20 protein-coding genes are annotated in these 20,274 nt (G+C 64.1%); 6 read left to right on the forward strand and 14 right to left on the reverse strand.

Annotated elements, in window-relative coordinates; genetic code table 11:
• Positions 1–149 precede the first annotated feature (149 nt).
• From VDQ83_RS00225 to VDQ83_RS00235, 3 genes are all read right to left on the reverse strand, one after another.
• Positions 150–1,490 carry a type II toxin-antitoxin system HipA family toxin gene (locus VDQ83_RS00225; RefSeq protein WP_455433664.1) on the reverse strand — a complete coding sequence of 447 codons (1,341 nt, stop codon included), beginning with the start codon at positions 1,488–1,490 and terminating at the stop codon, positions 150–152.
• Between the two features lies 1 nt (position 1,491).
• Complete coding sequence (locus VDQ83_RS00230) at positions 1,492–1,752, reverse strand: helix-turn-helix domain-containing protein (protein ID WP_455433435.1); 261 nt, start codon at positions 1,750–1,752, stop codon at positions 1,492–1,494.
• Between the two features lie 162 nt (positions 1,753–1,914).
• Entirely contained in the window at positions 1,915–2,865 is a 951-nt protein-coding gene (locus VDQ83_RS00235) for an AraC family transcriptional regulator (protein ID WP_455433436.1), read from the reverse strand.
• Positions 2,866–2,965: 100 nt separating this feature from the next.
• Between VDQ83_RS00235 and VDQ83_RS00240 the strand changes: the two genes are divergently transcribed.
• Complete coding sequence (locus VDQ83_RS00240) at positions 2,966–3,715, forward strand: SDR family oxidoreductase (RefSeq protein WP_455433437.1); 750 nt, start codon at positions 2,966–2,968, stop codon at positions 3,713–3,715.
• 204 nt (positions 3,716–3,919) lie between these two features.
• Here the strand turns inward: VDQ83_RS00240 and VDQ83_RS00245 are convergent, their stop codons facing one another.
• The 6 genes from VDQ83_RS00245 to VDQ83_RS00270 all read right to left on the reverse strand — a co-directional run bounded on the left by VDQ83_RS00245 (position 3,920) and on the right by VDQ83_RS00270 (position 7,963).
• Entirely contained in the window at positions 3,920–4,360 is a 441-nt protein-coding gene (locus VDQ83_RS00245; protein WP_455433438.1) for a SymE family type I addiction module toxin, read from the reverse strand.
• Positions 4,361–4,728: 368 nt separating this feature from the next.
• Complete coding sequence (locus VDQ83_RS00250) at positions 4,729–5,490, reverse strand: abortive infection family protein (protein ID WP_455433439.1); 762 nt, start codon at positions 5,488–5,490, stop codon at positions 4,729–4,731.
• A 10-nt stretch (positions 5,491–5,500) separates the two neighbouring features.
• Positions 5,501–6,424, reverse strand: coding sequence for a hypothetical protein (locus VDQ83_RS00255; protein WP_455433440.1), 924 nt, complete (start codon positions 6,422–6,424; stop codon positions 5,501–5,503).
• Between the two features lie 4 nt (positions 6,425–6,428).
• Positions 6,429–7,076 carry a DUF2026 family protein gene (locus VDQ83_RS00260; protein ID WP_455433441.1) on the reverse strand — a complete coding sequence of 216 codons (648 nt, stop codon included), beginning with the start codon at positions 7,074–7,076 and terminating at the stop codon, positions 6,429–6,431.
• A gap of 207 nt (positions 7,077–7,283) precedes the next feature.
• The gene (locus VDQ83_RS00265; RefSeq protein ID WP_455433442.1) at positions 7,284–7,709 is read right to left on the reverse strand and encodes a PIN domain-containing protein; all 426 of its coding nucleotides are present in this window, start codon (positions 7,707–7,709) and stop codon (positions 7,284–7,286) included.
• The gene (locus VDQ83_RS00270; RefSeq protein ID WP_455433443.1) at positions 7,709–7,963 is read right to left on the reverse strand and encodes a type II toxin-antitoxin system Phd/YefM family antitoxin; all 255 of its coding nucleotides are present in this window, start codon (positions 7,961–7,963) and stop codon (positions 7,709–7,711) included. The genes VDQ83_RS00265 and VDQ83_RS00270 overlap by 1 nt, the downstream gene beginning before the upstream one ends.
• A gap of 168 nt (positions 7,964–8,131) precedes the next feature.
• On the opposite strand from VDQ83_RS00270, the gene VDQ83_RS00275 reads away from it, so the two are divergent.
• Positions 8,132–10,252: an AAA family ATPase gene (locus tag VDQ83_RS00275; RefSeq protein ID WP_455433444.1), complete on the forward strand. Its 2,121-nt coding sequence runs from the start codon at positions 8,132–8,134 to the stop codon at positions 10,250–10,252.
• A 155-nt stretch (positions 10,253–10,407) separates the two neighbouring features.
• On the opposite strand, the gene VDQ83_RS00280 is transcribed toward VDQ83_RS00275, so the two are convergent.
• Complete coding sequence (locus VDQ83_RS00280; protein WP_455433445.1) at positions 10,408–11,226, reverse strand: AraC family transcriptional regulator; 819 nt, start codon at positions 11,224–11,226, stop codon at positions 10,408–10,410.
• Between the two features lie 77 nt (positions 11,227–11,303).
• Between VDQ83_RS00280 and VDQ83_RS00285 the strand changes: the two genes are divergently transcribed.
• Genes VDQ83_RS00285 through VDQ83_RS00300 form a run of 4 tightly spaced genes read left to right on the forward strand, consistent with a single transcriptional unit; the run spans position 11,304 to position 15,828 of the window.
• Positions 11,304–13,286 (forward strand): FUSC family protein, encoded by a 1,983-nt coding sequence (locus VDQ83_RS00285; protein ID WP_455433446.1) that lies wholly within the window; start codon positions 11,304–11,306, stop codon positions 13,284–13,286.
• A gap of 4 nt (positions 13,287–13,290) precedes the next feature.
• Complete coding sequence (locus tag VDQ83_RS00290) at positions 13,291–13,500, forward strand: DUF1656 domain-containing protein (protein ID WP_455433447.1); 210 nt, start codon at positions 13,291–13,293, stop codon at positions 13,498–13,500.
• A 1-nt stretch (position 13,501) separates the two neighbouring features.
• On the forward strand, positions 13,502–14,386 hold the full coding sequence (locus tag VDQ83_RS00295) for an efflux RND transporter periplasmic adaptor subunit (RefSeq protein ID WP_455433448.1): 885 nt from the start codon (positions 13,502–13,504) through the stop codon (positions 14,384–14,386).
• Complete coding sequence (locus tag VDQ83_RS00300) at positions 14,383–15,828, forward strand: efflux transporter outer membrane subunit (RefSeq protein ID WP_455433449.1); 1,446 nt, start codon at positions 14,383–14,385, stop codon at positions 15,826–15,828. Before VDQ83_RS00295 ends, VDQ83_RS00300 begins: the two co-directional genes overlap by 4 nt.
• Before the next feature lie 198 nt (positions 15,829–16,026).
• Here the strand turns inward: VDQ83_RS00300 and VDQ83_RS00305 are convergent, their stop codons facing one another.
• The 4 genes from VDQ83_RS00305 to VDQ83_RS00320 form a co-directional block, all read right to left on the reverse strand.
• Positions 16,027–16,584 carry a copper chaperone PCu(A)C gene (locus VDQ83_RS00305; RefSeq protein ID WP_455433450.1) on the reverse strand — a complete coding sequence of 186 codons (558 nt, stop codon included), beginning with the start codon at positions 16,582–16,584 and terminating at the stop codon, positions 16,027–16,029.
• An 84-nt stretch (positions 16,585–16,668) separates the two neighbouring features.
• A complete protein-coding gene (locus tag VDQ83_RS00310) occupies positions 16,669–17,295 on the reverse strand; it encodes an SCO family protein (RefSeq protein ID WP_455433451.1) in 627 nt (208 codons plus the stop codon).
• 10 nt (positions 17,296–17,305) lie between these two features.
• Complete coding sequence (locus VDQ83_RS00315) at positions 17,306–19,444, reverse strand: TonB-dependent receptor family protein (protein ID WP_455433452.1); 2,139 nt, start codon at positions 19,442–19,444, stop codon at positions 17,306–17,308.
• A gap of 53 nt (positions 19,445–19,497) precedes the next feature.
• The gene (locus VDQ83_RS00320; RefSeq protein WP_455433665.1) at positions 19,498–19,860 is read right to left on the reverse strand and encodes a DUF2946 family protein; all 363 of its coding nucleotides are present in this window, start codon (positions 19,858–19,860) and stop codon (positions 19,498–19,500) included.
• Between the last annotated feature and the right edge of the window lie 414 nt (positions 19,861–20,274).

Here is a 20,274-nt window from a genome sequence, read left to right on the forward strand (position 1 = left end):
CTAATGGCGCGGAGCATTGCGGGATCTTCACGCGATGTCAACAACCCCACGATCCGTTCGCGCTGTCACCCTCGACCTCAACGACCTGGCAAGCATCGCCGCCGCCGCTGCCATCATGGCGCGCTGTTCGCTTGTTTCGGTTGGCCCAGCTAAGGGGCCATCCCCTCGAGCGCAGCGGCAGCCTGTTCGAGCCCGCCCAGGATGGCGTCGGCGGCGCGCGGCGAGAAATCCTGTGGCAAGTCCGCGCGCGCCTCGGCGATGGCGGCAGGTGTGCGCGCCAGGAGCTCTTCGATGACCGGCTCGGCGGTCGACGCGTAGCCAACCCGTTGCGCCGTGCTGCTGAAATGCCTGCGCTGGATGCTGTGCATCGCGTAATGCTTGTTCTTGCCCAGCAGGGCCATGGCCAACTTGATGTCGTAGGGCGACCATTGATGGGGGCCATCGCCCACTACCGGATAGGCCGACATCACGTCATACAGCCGAGTCAACTGGAAGCGGCCACGCGGCAGAAGCTGGAGACTGAAATTCTTGGCATGGCCATCGGGCGCGCGCAGCAGCCAGAACAGCACCTGCGCAGCCAGCACCGTCTTCATGTCGGCCTCGGCATCGACCGACTGACGCAGTGTGCCGAACAGAGCCCTGAGCCCTGGACCGCCCTCGTTCTCGTACTTGCGTAGCGGTGAGCAGCCCTCGACCTGGCAGAAGTCTTCCTGCGGCAGGCGCATGAGCCACTGTCCATTGGGCGCCAGGCGCCGGTCGAAGCGCTCCACCACCAGCACGCGCTGCTGGCCGAAGCGGGCGATGCGCGCATCGGCCACGTTCAACCCATAGGCCTTCAACAGCCGCAGGCACAGCCATTCGTTGTCGACGGAGGTGCTGAAATCCGCCCGCCGCCCGCCCACCAGGCCCATCGGGAGCTTGAAGATGTGGCTGGTCGGCGTGGCACCGCGCGGTGCGTGCCATTGGCCGCCCCACCACAGGAAGGCCGTCTTCTCTTGCGCACCAGCCAAGGAAATACGGAAGTCCGCATCCGGGTCGCGGTGCGCGGCGAAGGCATGCGGCGAGACGGTCTCGATCAGGTGTCGTTCGATGTCCTCTTCCGACAGGGGCACGCCGTCGATGCGTTCGACATCCTGCGGCACCTCGTCATCGCCCAGGATCTGCACCGCCCCCACGCAATCGCGCCCGACTGCGCTCAGCAGATCGAAGGGATCGGTGGATTGCGCCCTGAAGCGCTGCGCCACGCGCCGGCGGATCGCATCGCTATCCGGCAGCAGGTTGTCGAAGTAGTTGAAGACCTTCTCGCCCTTGAGCGGCTGGTTCTGCAGATTGAACGGCAGCGATAGCGACAGCGGCCGGCCAACGTCGGCACCCACCCAGTCCGTGTCGTAGTGCAGTTCCATGTCCCCGCGTGTGGGCATCGTCCAGCGCGCGACGCGGACGCCGTTGGTCCAGATGGACAGGCTGCGGCTGTGGGATCGGCGCCCCATGTCACCACCCCACAGGCGCGCTGGAGCGCGCGCCAGCGTCGCCGCGGGCGCCAATGGTCAACTCCAACCCCAGCGCCGCGCACCAGGCCAAGAGTTGCTCGACGCTCAACGCATGGGCGTTCAGTTCCAGATGGGAGACGCGCGATTGGCTCAAGCCAAGACGGCTAGCCAACGCCTCCTGAGTCAGGCCTTTGGCCTTGCGCGCGGCCTGCAGCGTCGCGCCTAGCTGCGTCGCGGTGACCAGAACATGGCGTATCGACATTGGGCTGTACCCGTAATCCAGCTAAACGCAAAATACCTGCAAAACAAATAAGCGTCAAATAGCTGATATGCAAGTTAAGTAGGCATTCTGCGCATGGCCGCGTCCGATCGCCGTGCGCCGTAGCGGAGGCGGGGGGCGTCGCCTGGGCGACACGAAGCGCAGCTACTCCATGCCCTCGACTCGATCCGAGACCGCTGCTTGGCTGCGCGCGCTGCCGCGACCACTTGCGCGCGCATACTGCGTCGGCGGCTGTCCGACGTGGCGCGCGAAGGCGACGCTGAAGGTGCTCGCGGAGCTGTAGCCGACGCGCTCGGCGATGTCGGCGATGCCGAACTCGGTACGGCGCAGCAGGTCCTTGGCCAATGCCATGCGCCAGGCGAGCAGGTATTCCATCGGCGCCATGCCCACGGTGCGGCCGAAACGCTCGAAGAACGCCGAGCGCGACAGGGCGGCTTCCTTCGCCAGCGCCACCACCGTCCATGCGCGCGTGGGCTGTTCGTGCATCGCGCGGATCGCCGCTGCAAGGCGCGCATCGGCCAGCCCGCGCGCCAGGCCTGGCGACGCCCCCGTGCCGGCGGCCGAGCGCAGGGCTTCGATGAGCAGCACTTCCAGCAGGCGCGCGAGCACCACCTCGCGCGCGGGCCGCGCCTCGCGCGACTCCTCGCTCACCAGGTGCACCAGCGTGGCGAGCCGTTGCTCGCCGCGCACGCAGACCAGTTGCGGCAGCAGCGAGACCAGCAGCGCCGCATCCGGCGAGCCGAAGCTGCAGTGGCCGGCCAGGATGCGCAGGTCGGTCGGGCCCTCTTGCGCGCCAATCCGGAACAGCCCCGGCCCTAGCGCGGTCGGCATGGTCTCGGCCGCACCCTCGTGCGGCACAAGGCTGGACATCGTGACCACATAAGCCGCCGGGACGAGGACGAAATCGCCTGCCTGCAGCACGATCGGCTCGCCGCCGTCGAGCGCCAGCCGGCAGCCGCCCTCCAGCACGGCGCAGTAGAAGGGCTGGCCGGCGTCCGAGCGCCGGATGCGCCAGGGGCCTGCGCCGACCACATGCTTGGAGAACCGGGCGGTCGGCTGCAGCAGCGTGACCACCTCGGCAAGAGGATCCACCATCGCTGGACGCTCGCAAACGAATCAAGGACTCTGAATCGTAGCGAGTACGGCGGCGGCAATCTATCGTCGCTGCATCGTCCACCCATCGAAGGAATCCCCCTTGAAGACCGTCCTGATCACCGGCTGCTCCTCCGGCTTCGGCCTGGAAACCGCACGCCACTTCCTCGCCCGCGATTGGCGCGTGCTCGCCACGATGCGCACGCCGCAAGACGACCTGCTGCCGCCCTCGGAGCAGGTGCGCGTGCTGCCGTTGGACGTCACCGACGCACAGAGCATTCGCGCGGCCGTCGCGGCCGCCGGCCCGATCGACGTGCTGGTCAACAACGCCGGCTTCGGCGCGCCCGCGCCGTTCGAGTTGACCGACATGGAGACCGTGCGCGCCCTGTTCGACACCAACACCTTCGGCACGATGGCGGTCACGCAAGCGGTGTTGCCGCAGATGCGCGCGCGCGGTGCCGGCGTCATCGTGAACGTCACCTCCAGCGTCACCTACAAGCCGCTGCCGCTGGTCGGCATCTACCGGGCGGCCAAGGCGGCCGTGAATGCGTTCTCCGAATCGCTGGCGGGCGAACTCAAGCCGTTCGGCGTGCGCGTGCGCATCGTGCTGCCCGGCTCTTCCGGCGAGACGCGGTTTCGCGACACCGCCCGCACCCGCCTGCGCGGCATGGACGATGCGATCTATGGCGACTTCATGCGCCGCACCATCGCGCGGATGGCCGAATCCACCGGCGCGGGGACGCGCATGCAGGATGTCGCCGAAGCCGTCTGGCGCGCGGCGACCGATGCGTCGACACCGATGTACCTGCCGGCCGGAGTGGATGCCCTGCAGTGGGCGGCAGAGGCAAGCTGAGCCGGCGGGTGCGCCGGGCGTGTCCGCACGACGCGGCTGACGGCTCCGGCATTTGCTGGAAACCTGCAACGGTGTCGTCAACCTGCGGCAGGTGGTCAACGACATCGCTGGAAGCCAAGGGTTTGCAGGGTCGGCAGGCAGCAGTGATTGCGTGCTGGGCACACATTGCGCCCCGCCAACTGCTACACATACAGGGCCAAGCGGCTACAGCGCCGCAGTGGCGCCGCGCCGCGTCTTCGCCGCAGGCGGCGCCGCCGGCTCGGCCGTGATCAACAGGGCGCCATTGGCCATCGTGATCCGCACCTTGCCGCCCACCGCAAAGCCGATGCCTTCCAGCCACAGGCCATGCAAGCGCAAGCTGGGCACCTGCCGCCCGACCCGCATGCCATCGCGGTCCACATCGTAGTAGCGATAGCCGATGGTGCATTGCGTGGGCCGACGCGGGATCGAGCGTCTGGGCGCGGCGACCTCGTCGGCCTCGGTGCACGCAGGCAGTGCCGAGGCTGAGCCAGGCGGCGGTAGCAGCGGTTCGTCGGCAATGGCCGCCAAGGGATCGGGCGATTCGACTTTGAGCCAGCATGGCGGCGCCTCGGCGGCGCGGCGGATAGACGCGGACTTCGAACGAGCGGAAGCGTTACGGGACATGACGTTCTCCTTGTGTAGTGGAGTCCGCCATCCCCGAGACCAATCAAAGGTGGCGGACGGTGCGGGTTGGTCTACCGGCCACAAGGCAACCGGCGGGCCCGAAGGCCCCCGCGCACCGCCCGCCATAAAGCTGCAAGCCCTGCCTCGTCTCGATCGGGCAACAAAAAAGCGCCGGACATCGAAGATGGGCGCTGATGCGCCTTGTAGATTTCGGGAGACCAATCCCGGCTGCGGAATTTGCCGTAGCGGATAAATAGTTACTCGACCAAAAGAAGCTGTCAACGTTTAAAGCAGGACGCCTGTAGACAATTGCAGGACATCCTGCGGGAGCAGAGTAAGTCAGCCTGACCCCGACATCTTGCCGCCCGCTAGACCTTCGCGTTGATGTAGTGGAACAGGGTACGCGTGATATTCACCATAAGCATCGCTTCCGCCTCATCCAGCAGATTTTCGTTGGGGTGTGCGACCGACGCATGATTCCGGATCGTGTTGAGCGCATCAACCACGTTGGAGAGCGAGTTAAGCACTTGCACAATGTCTTTGTCTTGGCTACCGAGGTGCTGGAACTTCGGATGGCTGGCGCGAAGCAGCTTGAAGAGCTGAGTGAGGGATGATTGGTCATCAACAACTAGCCCAGCGCGAATAGCCAAGTCCTTCAAGTACCCATGGAGCGCGGTGTGCAGGCGGTCGATGCAGCTGATGGGACCGCTCTTCGCTAGCAGATGATTCGCGTCTGCCAGCGCGCGCTCCACAACTTGCGACGCTGTGATGGTGCCAGACGGAATTGCCGGAACATGCGACTCGATCAGCCCCAAATCATGCAGCAACTCCGGAGCATCATTCTCCAATGCAAACCGAATCTTCTTCCGCTTGAGAAGCACCTCAATGGCAGCCGCGTTGTGGTCAGCGAAGTACCGAAGTGCTTGGAAGACGCAAGAACCATAGTCCTCATCACCAAAGTACAGGCTCCGCATGAGACGCTGGTGCCCGGCAATGTAGTCGTGCTCGCCGGTTTCGTAGCCCAGCTCTTCCCAATCGGTTTGGGTGAACTGGTCAGAAACCGCACGTTGCAAGGCAAGCATCAACTTGCCTGACATGCTGGGGTCTTGCAAAGCGTCGCGAATGTTCAAGGTCAAGTACTCAGTTAGGAAGGTCGCTCAAGAACATCGCAAACAAGCGGTTTTCCGCGCTGCTAGTGGCGAACCGCATGAGCTGCTGAATGTTCTGCCGTGTCAGCAATCGCCTTCCGGCAGCGACAATGGCGCGAAGCCGATCAAGATTCGCATCAAGCTCGCCACCTACCTTCGACAGCTCCCGGAGCTGTTTGTCCGGCAGGCTCTCAATATCTGCTTCCGAAAGGCCTTTCAGGAACGGCTCAATCTCCCCAAGGATTTCCCTTAGTCCATTGCCAGGTGCAAGCGCAGCGAATCCATCCAATTGACCAACTTGATCCTCAACAACAAACGAGACATTTCGGCGTAGGTGTTCAAGACCCTTGACATCCACCGCAGCGGATCGTTCTTCGCGCTCTTGCTTGGTCGCCGCGCGCTCAATGATTAGAATTCCATTGCCTCGCCGGACTGCTTGGCGAACCGCATTGATGATCGGCGTGGGAAGAGCAGTAGATTTCCCGGTGAGCTGATTAACGCGGGTATTGATCCACGCGGCACCATGCTGTTCGCTCTTGATGGTGGCGACTTCTGTCGTGATGGTGGGAAGTCGGCTCCTCAATTCACCCAAGAACTCGCGGTTCTGTTGCGCCCTAACAGCGGCAAGAAAAATGCGACTCATCTGTGTGAACTCCACGGAGAAATGCCGCTTTCCGCAGATGCGTCCGATGTTGGTCACTCTCCCATCTGACGCCGCAACAAGGAATCCGTTGCCGTGGGGCTGGTGACAAGTCGAAAGCCCGCATGGAATCAGAGCATCGAACGTGTAGCTGCCGATGATCTCTTTGAGCCTCACCGTCTTTGGGTCAATGTCCGCCGTGAATCCGGGGACGGACTCGATGTCGTCCCAAGACGCAATGCGAACAAGCCCCCGCTCATTGCTGAGTGTAATCATGCGCTTACCAAGCTCCCGAAATCCGGGGTGCGCTCAAGGTCAGCTTGTGCACTTCGCCGAGGTCATTTAACAGACTCAGGCCATCCAGTTTCTTTGGGTATTTCTTGAACCAACAATCTACTGCATTCAGAAGATCCACATTTGCAGGTCGCTCAAATAGTGAATCAACAAGCTCCTTGGTCAGCTCAATGCTGGGCATCGTGAAGTAGTCGCCGGGCGCGCGCAGCTGCTCGATGGACTCCACTTCCGCAGACAGCGAGCGCTGAAACATTTTGCGCGGCACGGTGCCAGGATAGCCCTTGCCATTGATTGACTCGTTAAAGATCGGCGCCATGAAATCAATCACATGGGTTTCGGTCTGAACCCACATATGAAACCCATCTCGATCAGACGTGACCACGCCATATTCGTTCTTCGCAATGCTGATGACCGAAGGCGCAGGATCAGCACATAGCAGAAAAGCGCCTGCTACTGCACGAGCTGGAATCTTGTGGTGCTTGTTAAGGATCAGAGCCCCAGCGGCAGCAAAAAACATGCATGCGAAAGGCGTATTTGCTCTTCCTTCAAGCACGGAATAGATGATCTCATAGATGCGATTGTATTCAGGCAGCGTGAGCTGGAGCTTCGGCGAAGCCGCTATGTCCTTGGCCATATTTATTGTTTCCCCGGTCGTGAGTTGCCGCCCCTAAAGAATGGAATCAGGCTCTAAGGTTTCCCGACGTTTTCATGCACCTATCTCCATCTGGTCGACGGCCGCTGGCGGCAACGATTTCGAATAGACGGGGGTCAGGTTGACTTCTAACCTCGCTTTTCCATAGCGGGCAATTTCCAATTGCCTTGCGCGTAAGCTCGTAGGTGATCATGGCAACGGCTCCCAAGCATTGACGATGGGAACTCCCGCGGGTTCAAAATCAGAGACGTTTCGCGTAACTACCGCCATGCCATGCACCAGTGCCGTGGCTGCGATAAGCGCGTCGCGCTCGCCGCGCTTGTCGGGCACATGCAACCGGGCGCAACGTTGCGCCACAGCGGTATCGATCGGCAATGTGCGTCCGGAGAACTCAGGCAATACGTGCTGTTCCAGCCACGAACGCAGCATGGCACCCTGGGTAGCGTCCTTGCGTTCAATCGACAGGACGCCAAGCTCCAGTTCCGTGACGGTGATGGCCGAGATGAAGAGATCGGCGGCATCGACGCTTTCCGCCCACGCCGCCACATTCGCATCCGCTCTGCCGAGCCGCACCTTGCGCAGCTCGGACAGCACGTTGGTGTCGAGCACGTACATCACGAGAGATCAGCCGGCCTGGCTCCAATCGTCACGCGCGGCGGCTCGAACTCAATGTCTGCAACGCCCGGCATCGCCAGCGCATCGGCAATGTTGCGCCGCTGCCTGGTCAGCCGTTGGTAGTCCTCGAAGCTCAACAACACGTGCGCAGGCTTCCCGCGATCGGTGATGAACACAGGGCCGTTCTTAGTCGCCTTCTTCGCCCGGGTCACGTCCTGATTCAGCTCGCGGCTAGATAGTGTGGTGATGGTCATGAGCGCCTCAACTGTCAACTATTGTAGTTACGTTACTACAAAAATCCAGATAGGCAAACAGCCGGACTCTGAGAGCGAGACAGGAGGTTGCTCCGCTCCATTGAACAGCAGACGCTACATCCTCGAAGTAGCACCTGATTGTTTAGAACATGGCGGTGCCGCGGCGCAGTGACGGCGCGACTAGGTCGCACCGTCACCAACGGGACGCAGACGCCGAACCACTCATACCGTGGCCGTAGCGGCAACTACAACTTGGCGCCAAGATCAATCATCGCTCCTATTACTGCTTCCAAAAGTACTACAAAGAGCCAAACTCAACTGCAAGCAGGTGCTTCCCCCACTTTTGGACGATCGCCAGAAGTAGTAGATTTGGGCTTCGGACAAGCGGAGCAAAACGGAATGGCGAATTTTAGATTTGTAAAAATTGAGAACTTTAAGGGAATCACAGAGCTCACATTAAAGTTCAATACCGGACACTCCGCCCCTGTCCACACACTAATTGGGCTAAACGAAAGCGGAAAAACAACGATATTAGAAGCATTATCGCACTTTGTGACGGGAGACAATGCCGTCTCAAGTCTATTTGATGGAATTCATTCAAAATCAGCTATCGACACATTGATACCAGTTAGCAAAAAAGCAGCGTTTACAGGACATATAAGAATAAGCGCGATGGTATCAATATCAGAATCAGATTTCGAAAGGGCAAACGCCCTGGCAGAAAAGCATGGATTAGAAATCGACAAAGCAAGGTTAATGAAGGACTTCATAGTGGAACGTCGCTATAGCTTTGAAGATAGTATACCGACAGGTACGATGAATTACTTCAACTTCACCCTATATATACGGAAAAAATCGAAAAGTAGATCCACGACCTCATTCAAATATCATAGTAAATTCAAGGACGAAGGCTCTCGCTTGTGGCATTCTGTCGCGAATTCTATTGGCGAAGGGCTTCCCCGGATTGCGTACTTCCCTACTTTCTTGGTAGATATGCCCAAGAAAATATACCTTGCAGAGCACCCAAGTGAAACTGCCGTTAATAGATATTATAGACTGGTCATTCAAGACATACTCGACAGTATCGACGAGGGACTTGATCTTGGTAAACATGTAGTGGAAAGGATTAACAAGTTTAAAGAATCTGACACCTCCGGAAATTGGTTCTCAAGCCTGTTTGGAGGCACTCAAAAGTCCCCGATTGATTCAGTTTTCACCAAAATATCAAGCAAAGTCACCAAAGAAGTACTTGGGAGTTGGCAAAGAGTTTTCCACAGAAAAATATCAGCAAAAAACATCTTGGTTGAATGGCATATTGATGCTGAAAAAGACGATTTACCCTATGCCACTTTCTCAATTTTCGATGGGGAAAGCAGATATTATATAAGCGAGCGATCACTTGGATTTCGCTGGTTTTTTTCTTTTCTAATTTTTACAGCCTTTAAACACAAAGCAAAGAGTTCAACACTTTTTGTTTTCGACGAACCCGCCGCAAACCTTCATGCAAAGGCACAAACCGAGCTTCTTAAGAGCTTCTCACGCACTGTAGCTGACGGCGATGGAATCGTATATTCCACTCATAGCCATCACATGATAAATCCTAACTGGGTGACCGGTGCTTATATAATTGAAAATACCGCCCTTGATTATGACTCAGATGATGATACATTTGGACTGAATGTAAAGCCAACTAATATTATTGCGACTCCATACCGAAATTTCGTTGCTCAACATCCAAATCGCACAAGTTACTTCCAACCAGTGATCGACATGTTGGAATATGTAACCCCAGCTGTCATCGGAGATCCTCCTTACGTTTTGGTGGAGGGCATCACAGACTTTTATGGGCTTAAAATTGCCAATCGAAATATAAAGAAAAAACACAAATTCTCTATCATGCCAGGAGTGGGAGCCGGCGCATCTGGGCCGCAAATAGGAATTTTGCTTGGCCGCGGAGACCACTTTCTAGTTTTACTGGATGACGACGCAGCAGGACGGCGTGCAAAAGAGCAGTACCAAACAAATTGGTACTTGAACGACGATCAAATATTCACCCTTGCGGATATTGACACCAAACTTTCAGGAAAACGACTCGAGGATCTAATCTGCATTGACACAATTGAAAAAATTAAAATTCATGCTGGCCTAACTTCCAAGCCAAACAAGAAACAGATTGGGCTATACCTGGCAGAAAAGTTTTCTAGCGAGAGCCACAACGATGCTTTTGGGGAGGAAACCCAAAAAAATCTAGAAGGCATATTAGGCATGCTGCAACAGCGCTTAGCATAAAAGCGAACCATAACTGCTGCTCGAACAAGAACGGTGTCAGGTTCACTTCCAACGTCCGCTCATCTTGAAGAGCAGACAGCATGCAAGCGACCGAAGGGCGGTTGGTGGCATGCGCCAGCACAACGCTGCGCATGTTCGCTTCCGCGGCCAAAGACTCATTTCTCATCCAGCCCACCAGAAGCTCGACCCCGCGACCGCACCGCAAAATACCGCGTCGGCGACAGCCCCAGCGCCTTCTTGAACATCGTGATGAACGCGGTGACCGATTCGTAGCCCAGGCTTTCGGACACGCGCTGGACCGGGGCGCCGCCGGCCAGGTCGCGGATGGCGATGAGCAGGTGCAGCTGTTGCCGCCAGCGGCCGAAGGACAGGCCGGTTTCGCGGGCGATCAGGCGCGTCAGCGTGCGCTCGCCCAGCGCCAGGCGTTTGGCCCAGTCGGTGATGGTGCTGCGGTCCGCCGGATGCGCGGCCAGCGCGTCGGCCAGCGCCCGCACTTTCGGGTGGTGGCTGACCGGCAGGTACAGGCGTTCCGCCGGCATCTGCACCAGTTCGTCCAGCAGCACGCGCGCGAGCCGGTCGGTGTGCCCGTCGCGCGGGTCGTCGGGCGGCGCGTCGGCCAGGTGCAGGATCATCTCCCGCACCATCGGCGAGATGGACAGGGTCACGCAGTGCTGCGGCAAGTCCACGAGGCCGGGTTCGACGAACAGGTAGCACAGGCGTGCGTTGGCGGTGGCGCGGTTGCTGTGCGGCATGCCGCCGGGAATCCACACGCCGCACTGCGGCGGCACGATCCACAGGGCGCGTTCGACCTGGCAGGTCACGGCGCCGTGCAGGGCGAGGATCAACTGCCCCTTGCGGTGTTCGTGCACCGGGATCTCGGCATCGTGGTCGGCCACCTGCAGGCGGCTGGCGAGCGCTGGCCGGTCCGTCGCGTCCGGGTCCAGATCGAAGCCGGGGAGCGTCACGCGCGTCATGTCAGGTTGACCGGATTTAGCGAAACGTTGTCATTGTAGCGAAATTCGGCGAGCGGGCCGCTGCCTACGATGTGCCCATGCACACGCCGGACCCCTCCCCTGCCCGCTCCTTCCTCGCGCGGCCGCTCGCGCTGCTGGCGGCGCCCGCGCTGCAGGCCGATCGGGAGGCCGCGCTGTTCTCGCTCAAGTGCCTGGCCGCCGCGCTGCTCGGGTTGTACCTGTCGTTGCGGATCGGCCTGACGCGTCCGTTCTGGGTGATCGGCACGGTGTACCTGGTGTCGCAGCCGCTGTCCGGGGCCACACTGAGCCGTGGCTTGTTCCGCCTGGTGGGCACGCTGGGCGGTGCGGTCGCCACGGTGGCGCTGGTGCCGCGCTTGGCCAACGCGCCGCTGGTGCTGAGCGTGGCGCTGGCCGCGTGGATGGGGCTGTGCCTGTCCCTGGCCATGCTCGACCGGACGCCGCGTTCCTACGCGTTCCTGCTGGCCGGGTACACGACCAGCCTGATCGGCTTCCCGAGCGTGATGGTGCCCGGCGAGGTCTTCAGCATCGCCATCACCCGCGTGCAGGAAATCGCCATCGGCATCCTGGCCGCCACGCTGGTGCATGGGCTGGTGCTGCCGCGCAAGGTGGCGCCCCGCGTGCAGGCGCGCGTGGCCGCGATCCTGTCCGATGCCGAGCGCTGGACGCAGGACATGCGGGCTGTTGAGAAGGACACGGTGCTGGCGGAGGATCGCGCGAAGGCGGCGGTGGACCTGCTGGAGCTGCACACGCTTTCCGTCCACCTGCGCTTCGATAGCGCGTACGGCCCTGCCCAGGTGGAGATGCTGCGGGCGCTGCACGATCGGATGCTCGACGTGCTGATGCTGTCCAGTGCCGTGGACGATGCGCTGGCCGAGTTGCGCGCAGCCGAGCGCGGTGCGCGTGCCGTAGACATGGCCGACCCGGACGGCTGGCGCGACGTGCTGCAGGCCAACCTGGCCTCGCGCCTCGCCGAGCTGGACACCGCCCATCGCGATTGCCGCTTGCTGGAAGCGCAGTTGCGCGCCGCCAACCCGCACTGGCGCCGGCAGGTTCCCGCGCGGCTGGCGAAGAAGGCGAACGGCCACGTCCTGCATCGCGATCACCGTCTCGCGCTGCGCGCCGCGTTCGGTGCGTTCGTCGGCATCGTGCTGAGTTGCGGCCTGTGGATTGCCACGGCGTGGTCCGACGGTGCGACGGCGGTGTCCATCGTCGGCACGGCGTGCCTGCTGTTCGGCACGACCGAGGCGCCTGCCGGCCATGTCATGCGCTACCTGGCCGGGTCGGCCATCGGTGTCGTGGTCGGGCTGCTGTACGGCTTCGTGATCTTCCCGAGCCTGTCCGATTTCATCGGCCTGGCGGCCGCGCTGGCGCCGGCGTTGCTGCTGTGCGGGTCGTTCCTGGCGCGCCCGGCTTTCATCATGGGCGCGCTGGGGGTGGTGCTGACGTTTCCGCTCATCGCCGGCCTGGGCGCCACCAATGCCGCGAGCTTCGCGGGCGCGCTCAACGGCAGCGTGGCGCTGTTCGTGGGCACGGCGGCGGCGCTGTGCAGCATGCTGCTGTTCCAGACCATGGACACGCAGCGCACCCGCAAGCGGCTGCTGGGGTCGATCGCGCGCGCCATCGCACGTCGCGCCCGCGGACGTGGACGCACTAGCGCCGACTGGACCAGCCGCATGGTGGACCGGCTCGGGCTGCTCGCCCCGCGCCTGCGCGGCCATCCAGATGCCGCCCACACCCTGCGCACGCTGTTTGCGGACATGCGCGCGGCAGGTGCCGTGGCCGAGTTGCGTGCGATGGGCAAGGCGCTGAAGGGCCAAGACGCCCGCGTCTGCCATGCCGAGTTGCTCGACCGGGCGGCCGCCCATTTCCGGACCCGTGCCATGCCCGCGCACGCGCTGGACAGGCAACTGCTGGGTTCCCTCGACCGCCTGCGCATGGCGGTGGTCGCGGACAAGGAGCCCGAAGGCGAACGCGTGCTCTCGCTGCTTTCGGTTCTGCGCCGCGACCTGCTGGCGCCGCTGATCGTGCAACGGGACTGATGCGATGTTTTCCGACCTTTCCATCGATGGCGTCTTCGTTCCCGGCCTGCTGGCGGTGGCGCTGGTCGCGCTGGCGCTGTCGTTGCTGGTGTCGCGGCTGCTGGCGCGCCTCGGCCTGTACCGGGTGTTCGCCTATCGGCCGCTGGTGGGCCTGTCGCTGTTCGTGATCCTGGCGGAGCTGCTGATCCGGCTCGCGCCCCTGCTCGAGAAATGAAATGAAGCACATGCTTGCGGTCATTGGACGTTGGAGCGCCACGCTCGCCGTCTTCGCCATTGCCGTCGTCGCGGCCCTGTCCATCTGGAACCGCTACGAAACGCAGCCATGGACGCGCGATGGCCGGGTGCGCGCGGACGTGGTGCGCGTGGCATCGGACATGGGCGGGCTGGTCACGCAGGTGCTGGTGCACGACAACCAGCGGGTGAAGGCCGGCCAGCTGCTGCTGGTGCTGGACCAGCCGCGCGTCGCCGCCGCGCTGGAGCAGGCGGAGGCCAGCGTGCGCAGCGCGCAGGCCACGCTCGGCCTGGCCCGGCGCGAATCGCAACGGGACATGGCGCTGGGCGATCTGGTCGCTTCGGAGACGCGCGAGCGCAACGCCGCCAAGGTGGAGACGGAACTGGCGAACCTGGCGCAGGCCCAGGCGCAGCGGCGGGTGGCGCTGCTGAACGTACAGCGCACCGAGGTGCGCGCCAGCACCGATGGCATCGTGACCAACCTCGACCTGCACGCCGGCGATTTCCTGCAGCCGGGGGCGCAGGCCATGGCGCTGATCGATGCCGGCAGCGTCCGGGTCGAAGGCTATTTCGAGGAGACCAAGCTCGCGTGCATCCGCGAAGGCGACGCCGCCGTCGCCCGGCTGATGGGCGATGGCCGCGCGGTGCGCGGGCATGTGGAGAGCATCGCCGCCGGCATTGCCGACGACCAGCGCGCGAGCACGCACAACCTGCTGCCCGCCGTGGCGCCGACCTATTCCTGGGTGCGGCTGGCGCAACGCATTCCGGTCCGCATCCGGATCGACGATGTCGCTCCGCAGTCCCGGCTCATCATCGGCAGGACCGCGAGCGTGACCGTGATCCCGAGCGCATCGGGTGCCTGCAAATGAGCGGCAAGGTTCGCCGCGCCGGCGCGATCGCGTTGGCGCTGTCGCTGGCCGGCTGCGTGTCCGGTTCGGACTACCGCGTTCCGGCCAACGCGGTTGCGGCCGCACCGCAGGCCGGGCGCGCGTTCGTCTCGGGCCAGGACCCGGCGTTCGCACTGGCCGAGCCGCCGCAGCGCTGGTGGCAGCTCTACGACGATCCTGAACTCGACGCCTACGTTGCCGAGGCGCTGCAGGCCAACACCGACCTGCGCATGGCGGACGCCAACCTGCGGCGCGCTTCGGCGACGGTGCTTCAGTACCGCGCCCAAGGCGCGCTGCACACCGACGCGAACGCGTCGGCCACGCTGGCGCATGCCGGGGGATACACCTCGCCCTCGTCGCCGCCGCAGGTGTACGCGCTCGGCATCGACCTGTCCTATCCGCTGGATCTGGCCGGCGGCATCCGCCGCGGCATCGAGGCCGCCAGCGCGGATGCGCAGGCGGTCGCCGCGGCACGCGACCACGTGCGGGTGGTCGTCGCCGCGGCCGTCACCCGCGCCTATCTGGGCACCTGCTCGGCCAACCTGACATTGGCGGCCACGCAGCGGGTGATGGAGACGCAGCGCGCCACGCTGGATGCCACGCGCCGGCTCACGGCGGGCGGCCGCGGCACGGCGTTCGACGTCAGCCGGGCCCAGGCCGCGGTCGACCGCAGCGCGGCGGCGATCCCGCATCTGGTGGCCGAGCGCCAGGCGGCCTTGTTCGAACTGGCCGCGCTGATGGGCCGGCTGCCGTCGGACTACCCGCAGGACGCGCGCCGTTGCCCGCAGCCGCCTAGTCTGCAACGCGCGATCCCGGTCGGCGATGGCTGGCAACTGATCCAGCGCCGCCCGGACATCCGCGCGGCGGAGCGCAGCCTGGCGGCCGCCACCGCCACGATCGGGGTGGAAACGGCAAATCTGTACCCGCAGGTGAGCATCGGCGCCTCCGCGGGCATGGCGAATTCGCTGGGGAAACTGCTGTCCGGCGACAGCTTCGGCGCGACCCTCGGACCGCTGCTGTCGTGGCGCTGGCCCAATCGCAGGCTGGCCAAGGCCCGTATCGATGCGGCCGGCGCCGACGCCGATGCCGCACTGGCGTCGTTCGATGGCGCGGTGCTGCAGGCCTTGCGGCAAACGGAAACCGCACTGTCGGCCTATGCCCAGGAGATCGACCGCGAACGCAGCCTCGCCCAGGCGCGCGACGCTGCAGCCCGCGCGAGCGGCCAGGCCGGGCGACTGTATCGGTTCGGCAGGATCGGCTTCCTCGATGTCCTTGCCGCCGAGGCGGCGCTGGCGGACACCGAATCGGCGCTTGCGTCCTCGCGCGCGCAGTTGGTCGACCGCCAGGTGGATCTGTTCCTGGCGCTCGGCGGTGGCTGGTCGGACACGGGGCCGGAGGCCGGTCAGACGGCAACACGTCGATAGCGATCCATCGCCGGCGCATGTCCCCGTGCCTGAGCGGGACCATGCCGAGCGCTATTCCATCCACTGCATAGGACGTCGTTGGAATCGACCGCTTGGGCCGAACTTCGACGTCCCGCCAACAACGCGGCTCCTTGACTCCACCATCGGCCAAGAACCGCCGATGGCGGAGAACACGCGCCGAATACGAACGCCAACGCGTCAGTGCATGTGCTGCCCGTGGTCGCCTTCGCCAGGGCCATCGGCGCCCATCGGCTGCACGTCGAAATGGACCGTCATCGGCGGTGCGTGCTGGAATGTCAGGGTGGCCTCGACCGGCGTGCCGGCGACGAACGGCGCGTGCGGCTCGATGAACATCAAGTGGTTTCCGCTCGGCTGCAGCGCAACGGTTGCGTGCGGCGGCAGGTCCAGGCCTTCATCGAGCCGGCGCATCTTCATGACGTCGCCATCCATCCGCATTTCGTGGATTTCCACCCGCGCGCTGGCGGGCGACTGGATCGCGACCAGTTTGTCGGCGGTGTCGGCGTCGTTGCGCAAGGTGACGTAGCCGGCGCCCACAGCCGCGCCGGGCGGCGTGGCGCGCGCCCAGGCCTGGCCGATGTGCACGCTCGGCGACGCCGAGCGGGAAGGCGCGGCGGCGGCATCGGCGGCCGGAGCTGGCGCAGCGGTCGGGCCGTCCTGCGCTGCATGGTCGTTGGATGGCTGGCAGGCTGCCAGGACGAGCATCGCGGCGACGAGTGTGGTGACGCGGGTTTTCATGGTGATTCCTCTTGGGTTGTTGGAGAAGACCGCCGCGATGCGGGGATCGGCGTGTTGTGGTGCGATGTATGAGAGCGGGCGCGGTCAGTCGTACGCCAGCACCTGGCGGATATCCTCCACACACTCCTCCACGCTCTGCTTGTGCGCCAGGCCCACGCGCAGATCGCCCGCGGCGTCGAACACATAGCTGCGGGTGGAATGGTCGATGGTGTAGGTGTTGCCCATCGGCACCTTGGTGTAGGCCACGTTGAGTTGCGCGGTGGCGATCTTGATCTCGCTCTCGGTGCCGGTCAGGCCGACGAAGTCCGGATCGAAGGCCTGCACATAGGTGCGCAATACCTTGGGAGTGTCGCGCTCCGGATCCAGCGTGGCGAACGCGAACTGCACGTGGCGCGCGTCCTCGCCGAGCTGCCGCTTGATCTGCGTGGCGCGCACCAGCGTGGTGGGACAGATGTCCGGGCAGCGGGTGAAGCCGAAGAACAGCACCAGCGCCTTGCCGCGGAAGCTCTGCAGCGGACGCGGGACGCCCTGCGTGTCGATCAGGTAGAAGCTCACGCCGCGCCCGGCCGCGCTCAGGTCGGCGCCGTGCAGTGGCGGACGGCTGCAGCCGCACAGCAACAAGGCGAGCAGCAGGAACGCCGCATGGCGGGCGCGGTGCCGCGTTGGGCGGCCGTCCTGCCGTCGGGATAGCGCGAATGTCGAAGTGTTCATGTGCGCGCCCTCAGTACTGGTACCGCATGCCCGCATACACCGAGCGCGGCGCGCCGGCCTGCAGGATCGCCGCGTCGGCGCTCGCCCGGTCGCGCACGCTCATGCTGCCCACGTAGCGTTTGTCGGCAAGGTTCCTACCTTCGAGGAAGAACTGCCAGCGATCGCGGGCGAAACCCGTGCGCAGGCCGACCAGGCCGTAGCTACCGATGCGATAGGTGTTGCTGAAGTCGGCGTGGCGCGCGCCCACCAGGTCGAACGTAGGCCCGGCGTAGAAGCCGTTCTGGTGGCGATACATCACCTCGCCGCGTAGCGCGTAGTCCGGCGCGGCCGGCAGGGCGTTGTTGCCGTAGTGCGGATCGCCATCGAACGCGAAGCGGTTGTAGCTGGCGCTGAGCAGCGGTTCGATGCGCTGCGCGCCGTCGCCGAGCGGAACACTGGCGCTGAGCAGCGCCTCGACGCCGGCGTGCACGGTGCGATCCATGTTCGCGGACAGGCTGGTGCCCGGTGCGGCGGCGGCGTCGACGGAGAGGATCTCGTCGCGGATCTGCGCGTAGTACACGTCCACGTCCCACTGCCAGCTCACCGACTGCGAAGCGGGCGGCGTGCTGCCGCGCATGCCCAGCTCGTAGACGATGCCGCGTATGGCATCGAGGGTGGAGCCGTCGCCGCGCACGTCGTCTTCCAGGTCGAAGGTGGTCGGCGCTTCGTAGAGGCGGCTGATGCTGGCGTAGGCTTCGCTGCCCTCGGCGATCGTATAGATCGCACCGACGCGGGGATTGAAGGCGCGGTAGTCGGCCTTCGGATTGCGCAGCGTGCCGCTGGCCAGGTCGGTGTTGCGCACGTCGCGGCCGGTGAACACGCCCTGCGCACCGTAGACCAGCGTCCAGTCCTGGGCGAGCTTCCAGCGGTCCACGACGAACACCTCGGTGCTGTCGGAGCGGTTGTCGATGCTGCCGGTGCGGCCATTGCGCTGGCCGTGGTCGTTGCGGTAGTTGCCGCCGGTCTCGCGCGTATCGGCCAGGTTGAGGCCCAGCAGCAGGTCGTGATCGCCGCGGTTGACGTTGTAGCGCGCCATGCCGGCCCAGGTGCGCTGGTCGGTGTTCTTGAGCAGGCTGAAGACTTCCACGGGCGCCGCGGGACCGCTGCCATCGAAGTCGACCATGACCTTGTCGACGATGGGATGGTAAAGATCCTGGTTCTCGTAGGACAGGCCGAACTCCAGCCGGCTGTCCGCATCCGGCGTCCAGTCGCCCTTCAGCGCCAGGCGGTCGGTGGTGGTGTTCCACTGGAAGTTGCCGCTGATCGCCGACGGATTGGCCTGGTACGCGTCCTGGTCGAACTGCGCCTTGCTGAGCGCGCCGGCCAACTGCTCGCGGTTGTCCACGTGCATGGCGTAGACGCGCAGGTCCAGATCCTGCGACGCCTGCCAACCGCCATTGGCGTAGACGCCGGTCCGGTTCTGCCGGCCGTGCTCGCGATAGCCGTCCAAATGCTTGCCTTCCACCGTCACCTGCCCATCCAGGTCGCCGGAGACGCCGCCGGCGGTGAAGCGGCCACTGAGCAGGCCGTGGCTGCCGCCGCTGATGGCGGCCTGCCAGGGCGCGCTGTTGCGCGCGGTGTAGCTCACGAAGTCGATGGCGCCGCCCAGGTTGCTGGCGCCGTAGGTCAAGGCATTGGCGCCGCGGGCGACGATGGCGTGGCGCGCGGCCAGCGGGTCCATGAAGCGGTTGTGGTTGTTGCCGTCGGCGGTGGTGACCGGCAGACCGTCCTGGAACAGCTTGACGCCGTTGTTGTCGTAGTCGGTGGCATCGAGGTTGGAGCCGCGGCTGGAGAGGAACATGGCATCGCCGCCGGTGCCGCTCTCGGCCCAGACGCCGGGCACGTAGCGCAGCGAATCGGCCATGTTGGCGACCGCGCGTTCGTGGAACGCATCGCCATCGAGCACGCTGACGCCACCCGGCGTCAGCGCCTGTTCGGCGTAGATGCGTTCGGGCGCCGCCGAACGGACCTGGACGGCATCAAGCGTGGTGGGCGTGGCCGGCTCGGCGGCGCGCAGCGCGGCGTTCGGCACAAGAATGGCGGCCACGGCCATGGCCATGGCCATGGCCAAGCGCGACGCACGCGGCGCCGCGACGGAAAGAATCGACATGAAGAACTCCCGGAATGAAGTGGCGCGCGCATGCGGCGCGCGGAGGATCGACTTCAGGCCGAAAGCGGGGGCCCTCGGGAGCCCAGTCCGTTGGGATGCAGAAACGCGCGTGCGACATCGAACCGCAGCGTCCATGCGCTGCGGCGCGGCGTGGCCTGCAGGGCCAGCAGCAGGCACAGCAGCAGCACCATGCCCGCGGCGAGCGGGCAATACGGGCAGTCGTCGTGCATGTGATCCATGGCCGGCGCCGCCGGCGCCTCGCCGTCAGGCGCGGTGGACGACCCGACCGCGATCTTGACCAGCTTCATGCCGCTGGCCGTGCACAGCTGGGCCCACGTGCCGTTCGCATCGCCGGCGGCGGACGCGACCAGCCGCGATGCGATCGGCATGGCGAACAACAACGCCACGGCGAGCATCGCCAACAAGATCATCCTGCGCTGGAAGGCCGGGTGTCGCATCCGGCTGCATTGTAGCCGTGGCGCGCTCGTCCCTGGCGAGCGCCCGCTGCCGCTCGGCCCGAAACGCTACCAGCACTGCTCGCGCGAATCGGTGCGAGATCGGGTGCGTCCAAGGAAATTCGATGTACAGCCTGGACAACGGCGCCGTCGCGCCGTCGGCCAAGCGCTCGACGTCCGGCGGCACCAAGCCTGGTCCAGGCTACACGTGGAGCCGCTTGGCATGCGCCACCGAAGCTGCGAACCGCCGGCTCGAGGCACTCATGCATTGACAGCGAGGTGAGAGCGGCGCGCCCGTGTCGCAGTCAGCCGCTTCGCCGGGATGGATGCGGCATCGGCCGATCGGCGCGCCGGCGCCGGCGGATCCGATCCCGG

It is taken from the genome of Xanthomonas sp. WHRI 7945 (assembly GCF_035026585.1).

What these genes read in the sequence shown, in the direction of transcription:
- VDQ83_RS00315 (WP_455433452.1), bottom strand. Translation starts at nt 19,444, where the DNA reads ATGTCGATTCTTTCCGTCGCGGCGCCGCGTGCGTCGCGCTTGGCCATG.
- VDQ83_RS00235 (WP_455433436.1), bottom strand. Translation starts at nt 2,865, where the DNA reads ATGGTGGATCCTCTTGCCGAGGTGGTCACGCTGCTGCAGCCGACCGCC.
- VDQ83_RS00310 (WP_455433451.1), bottom strand. Translation starts at nt 17,295, where the DNA reads ATGAACACTTCGACATTCGCGCTATCCCGACGGCAGGACGGCCGCCCA.
- VDQ83_RS00285 (WP_455433446.1), top strand. Translation starts at nt 11,304, where the DNA reads ATGCACACGCCGGACCCCTCCCCTGCCCGCTCCTTCCTCGCGCGGCCG.
- VDQ83_RS00290 (WP_455433447.1), top strand. Translation starts at nt 13,291, where the DNA reads ATGTTTTCCGACCTTTCCATCGATGGCGTCTTCGTTCCCGGCCTGCTG.
- VDQ83_RS00295 (WP_455433448.1), top strand. Translation starts at nt 13,502, where the DNA reads ATGAAGCACATGCTTGCGGTCATTGGACGTTGGAGCGCCACGCTCGCC.
- VDQ83_RS00230 (WP_455433435.1), bottom strand. Translation starts at nt 1,752, where the DNA reads ATGTCGATACGCCATGTTCTGGTCACCGCGACGCAGCTAGGCGCGACG.
- VDQ83_RS00300 (WP_455433449.1), top strand. Translation starts at nt 14,383, where the DNA reads ATGAGCGGCAAGGTTCGCCGCGCCGGCGCGATCGCGTTGGCGCTGTCG.
- VDQ83_RS00305 (WP_455433450.1), bottom strand. Translation starts at nt 16,584, where the DNA reads ATGAAAACCCGCGTCACCACACTCGTCGCCGCGATGCTCGTCCTGGCA.
- VDQ83_RS00260 (WP_455433441.1), bottom strand. Translation starts at nt 7,076, where the DNA reads ATGGCCAAGGACATAGCGGCTTCGCCGAAGCTCCAGCTCACGCTGCCT.
- VDQ83_RS00270 (WP_455433443.1), bottom strand. Translation starts at nt 7,963, where the DNA reads ATGACCATCACCACACTATCTAGCCGCGAGCTGAATCAGGACGTGACC.
- VDQ83_RS00280 (WP_455433445.1), bottom strand. Translation starts at nt 11,226, where the DNA reads ATGACGCGCGTGACGCTCCCCGGCTTCGATCTGGACCCGGACGCGACG.
- VDQ83_RS00255 (WP_455433440.1), bottom strand. Translation starts at nt 6,424, where the DNA reads ATGATTACACTCAGCAATGAGCGGGGGCTTGTTCGCATTGCGTCTTGG.
- VDQ83_RS00265 (WP_455433442.1), bottom strand. Translation starts at nt 7,709, where the DNA reads ATGTACGTGCTCGACACCAACGTGCTGTCCGAGCTGCGCAAGGTGCGG.
- VDQ83_RS00245 (WP_455433438.1), bottom strand. Translation starts at nt 4,360, where the DNA reads ATGTCCCGTAACGCTTCCGCTCGTTCGAAGTCCGCGTCTATCCGCCGC.
- VDQ83_RS00320 (WP_455433665.1), bottom strand. Translation starts at nt 19,860, where the DNA reads ATGCTCGCCGTGGCGTTGTTGTTCGCCATGCCGATCGCATCGCGGCTG.
- VDQ83_RS00225 (WP_455433664.1), bottom strand. Translation starts at nt 1,490, where the DNA reads ATGGGGCGCCGATCCCACAGCCGCAGCCTGTCCATCTGGACCAACGGC.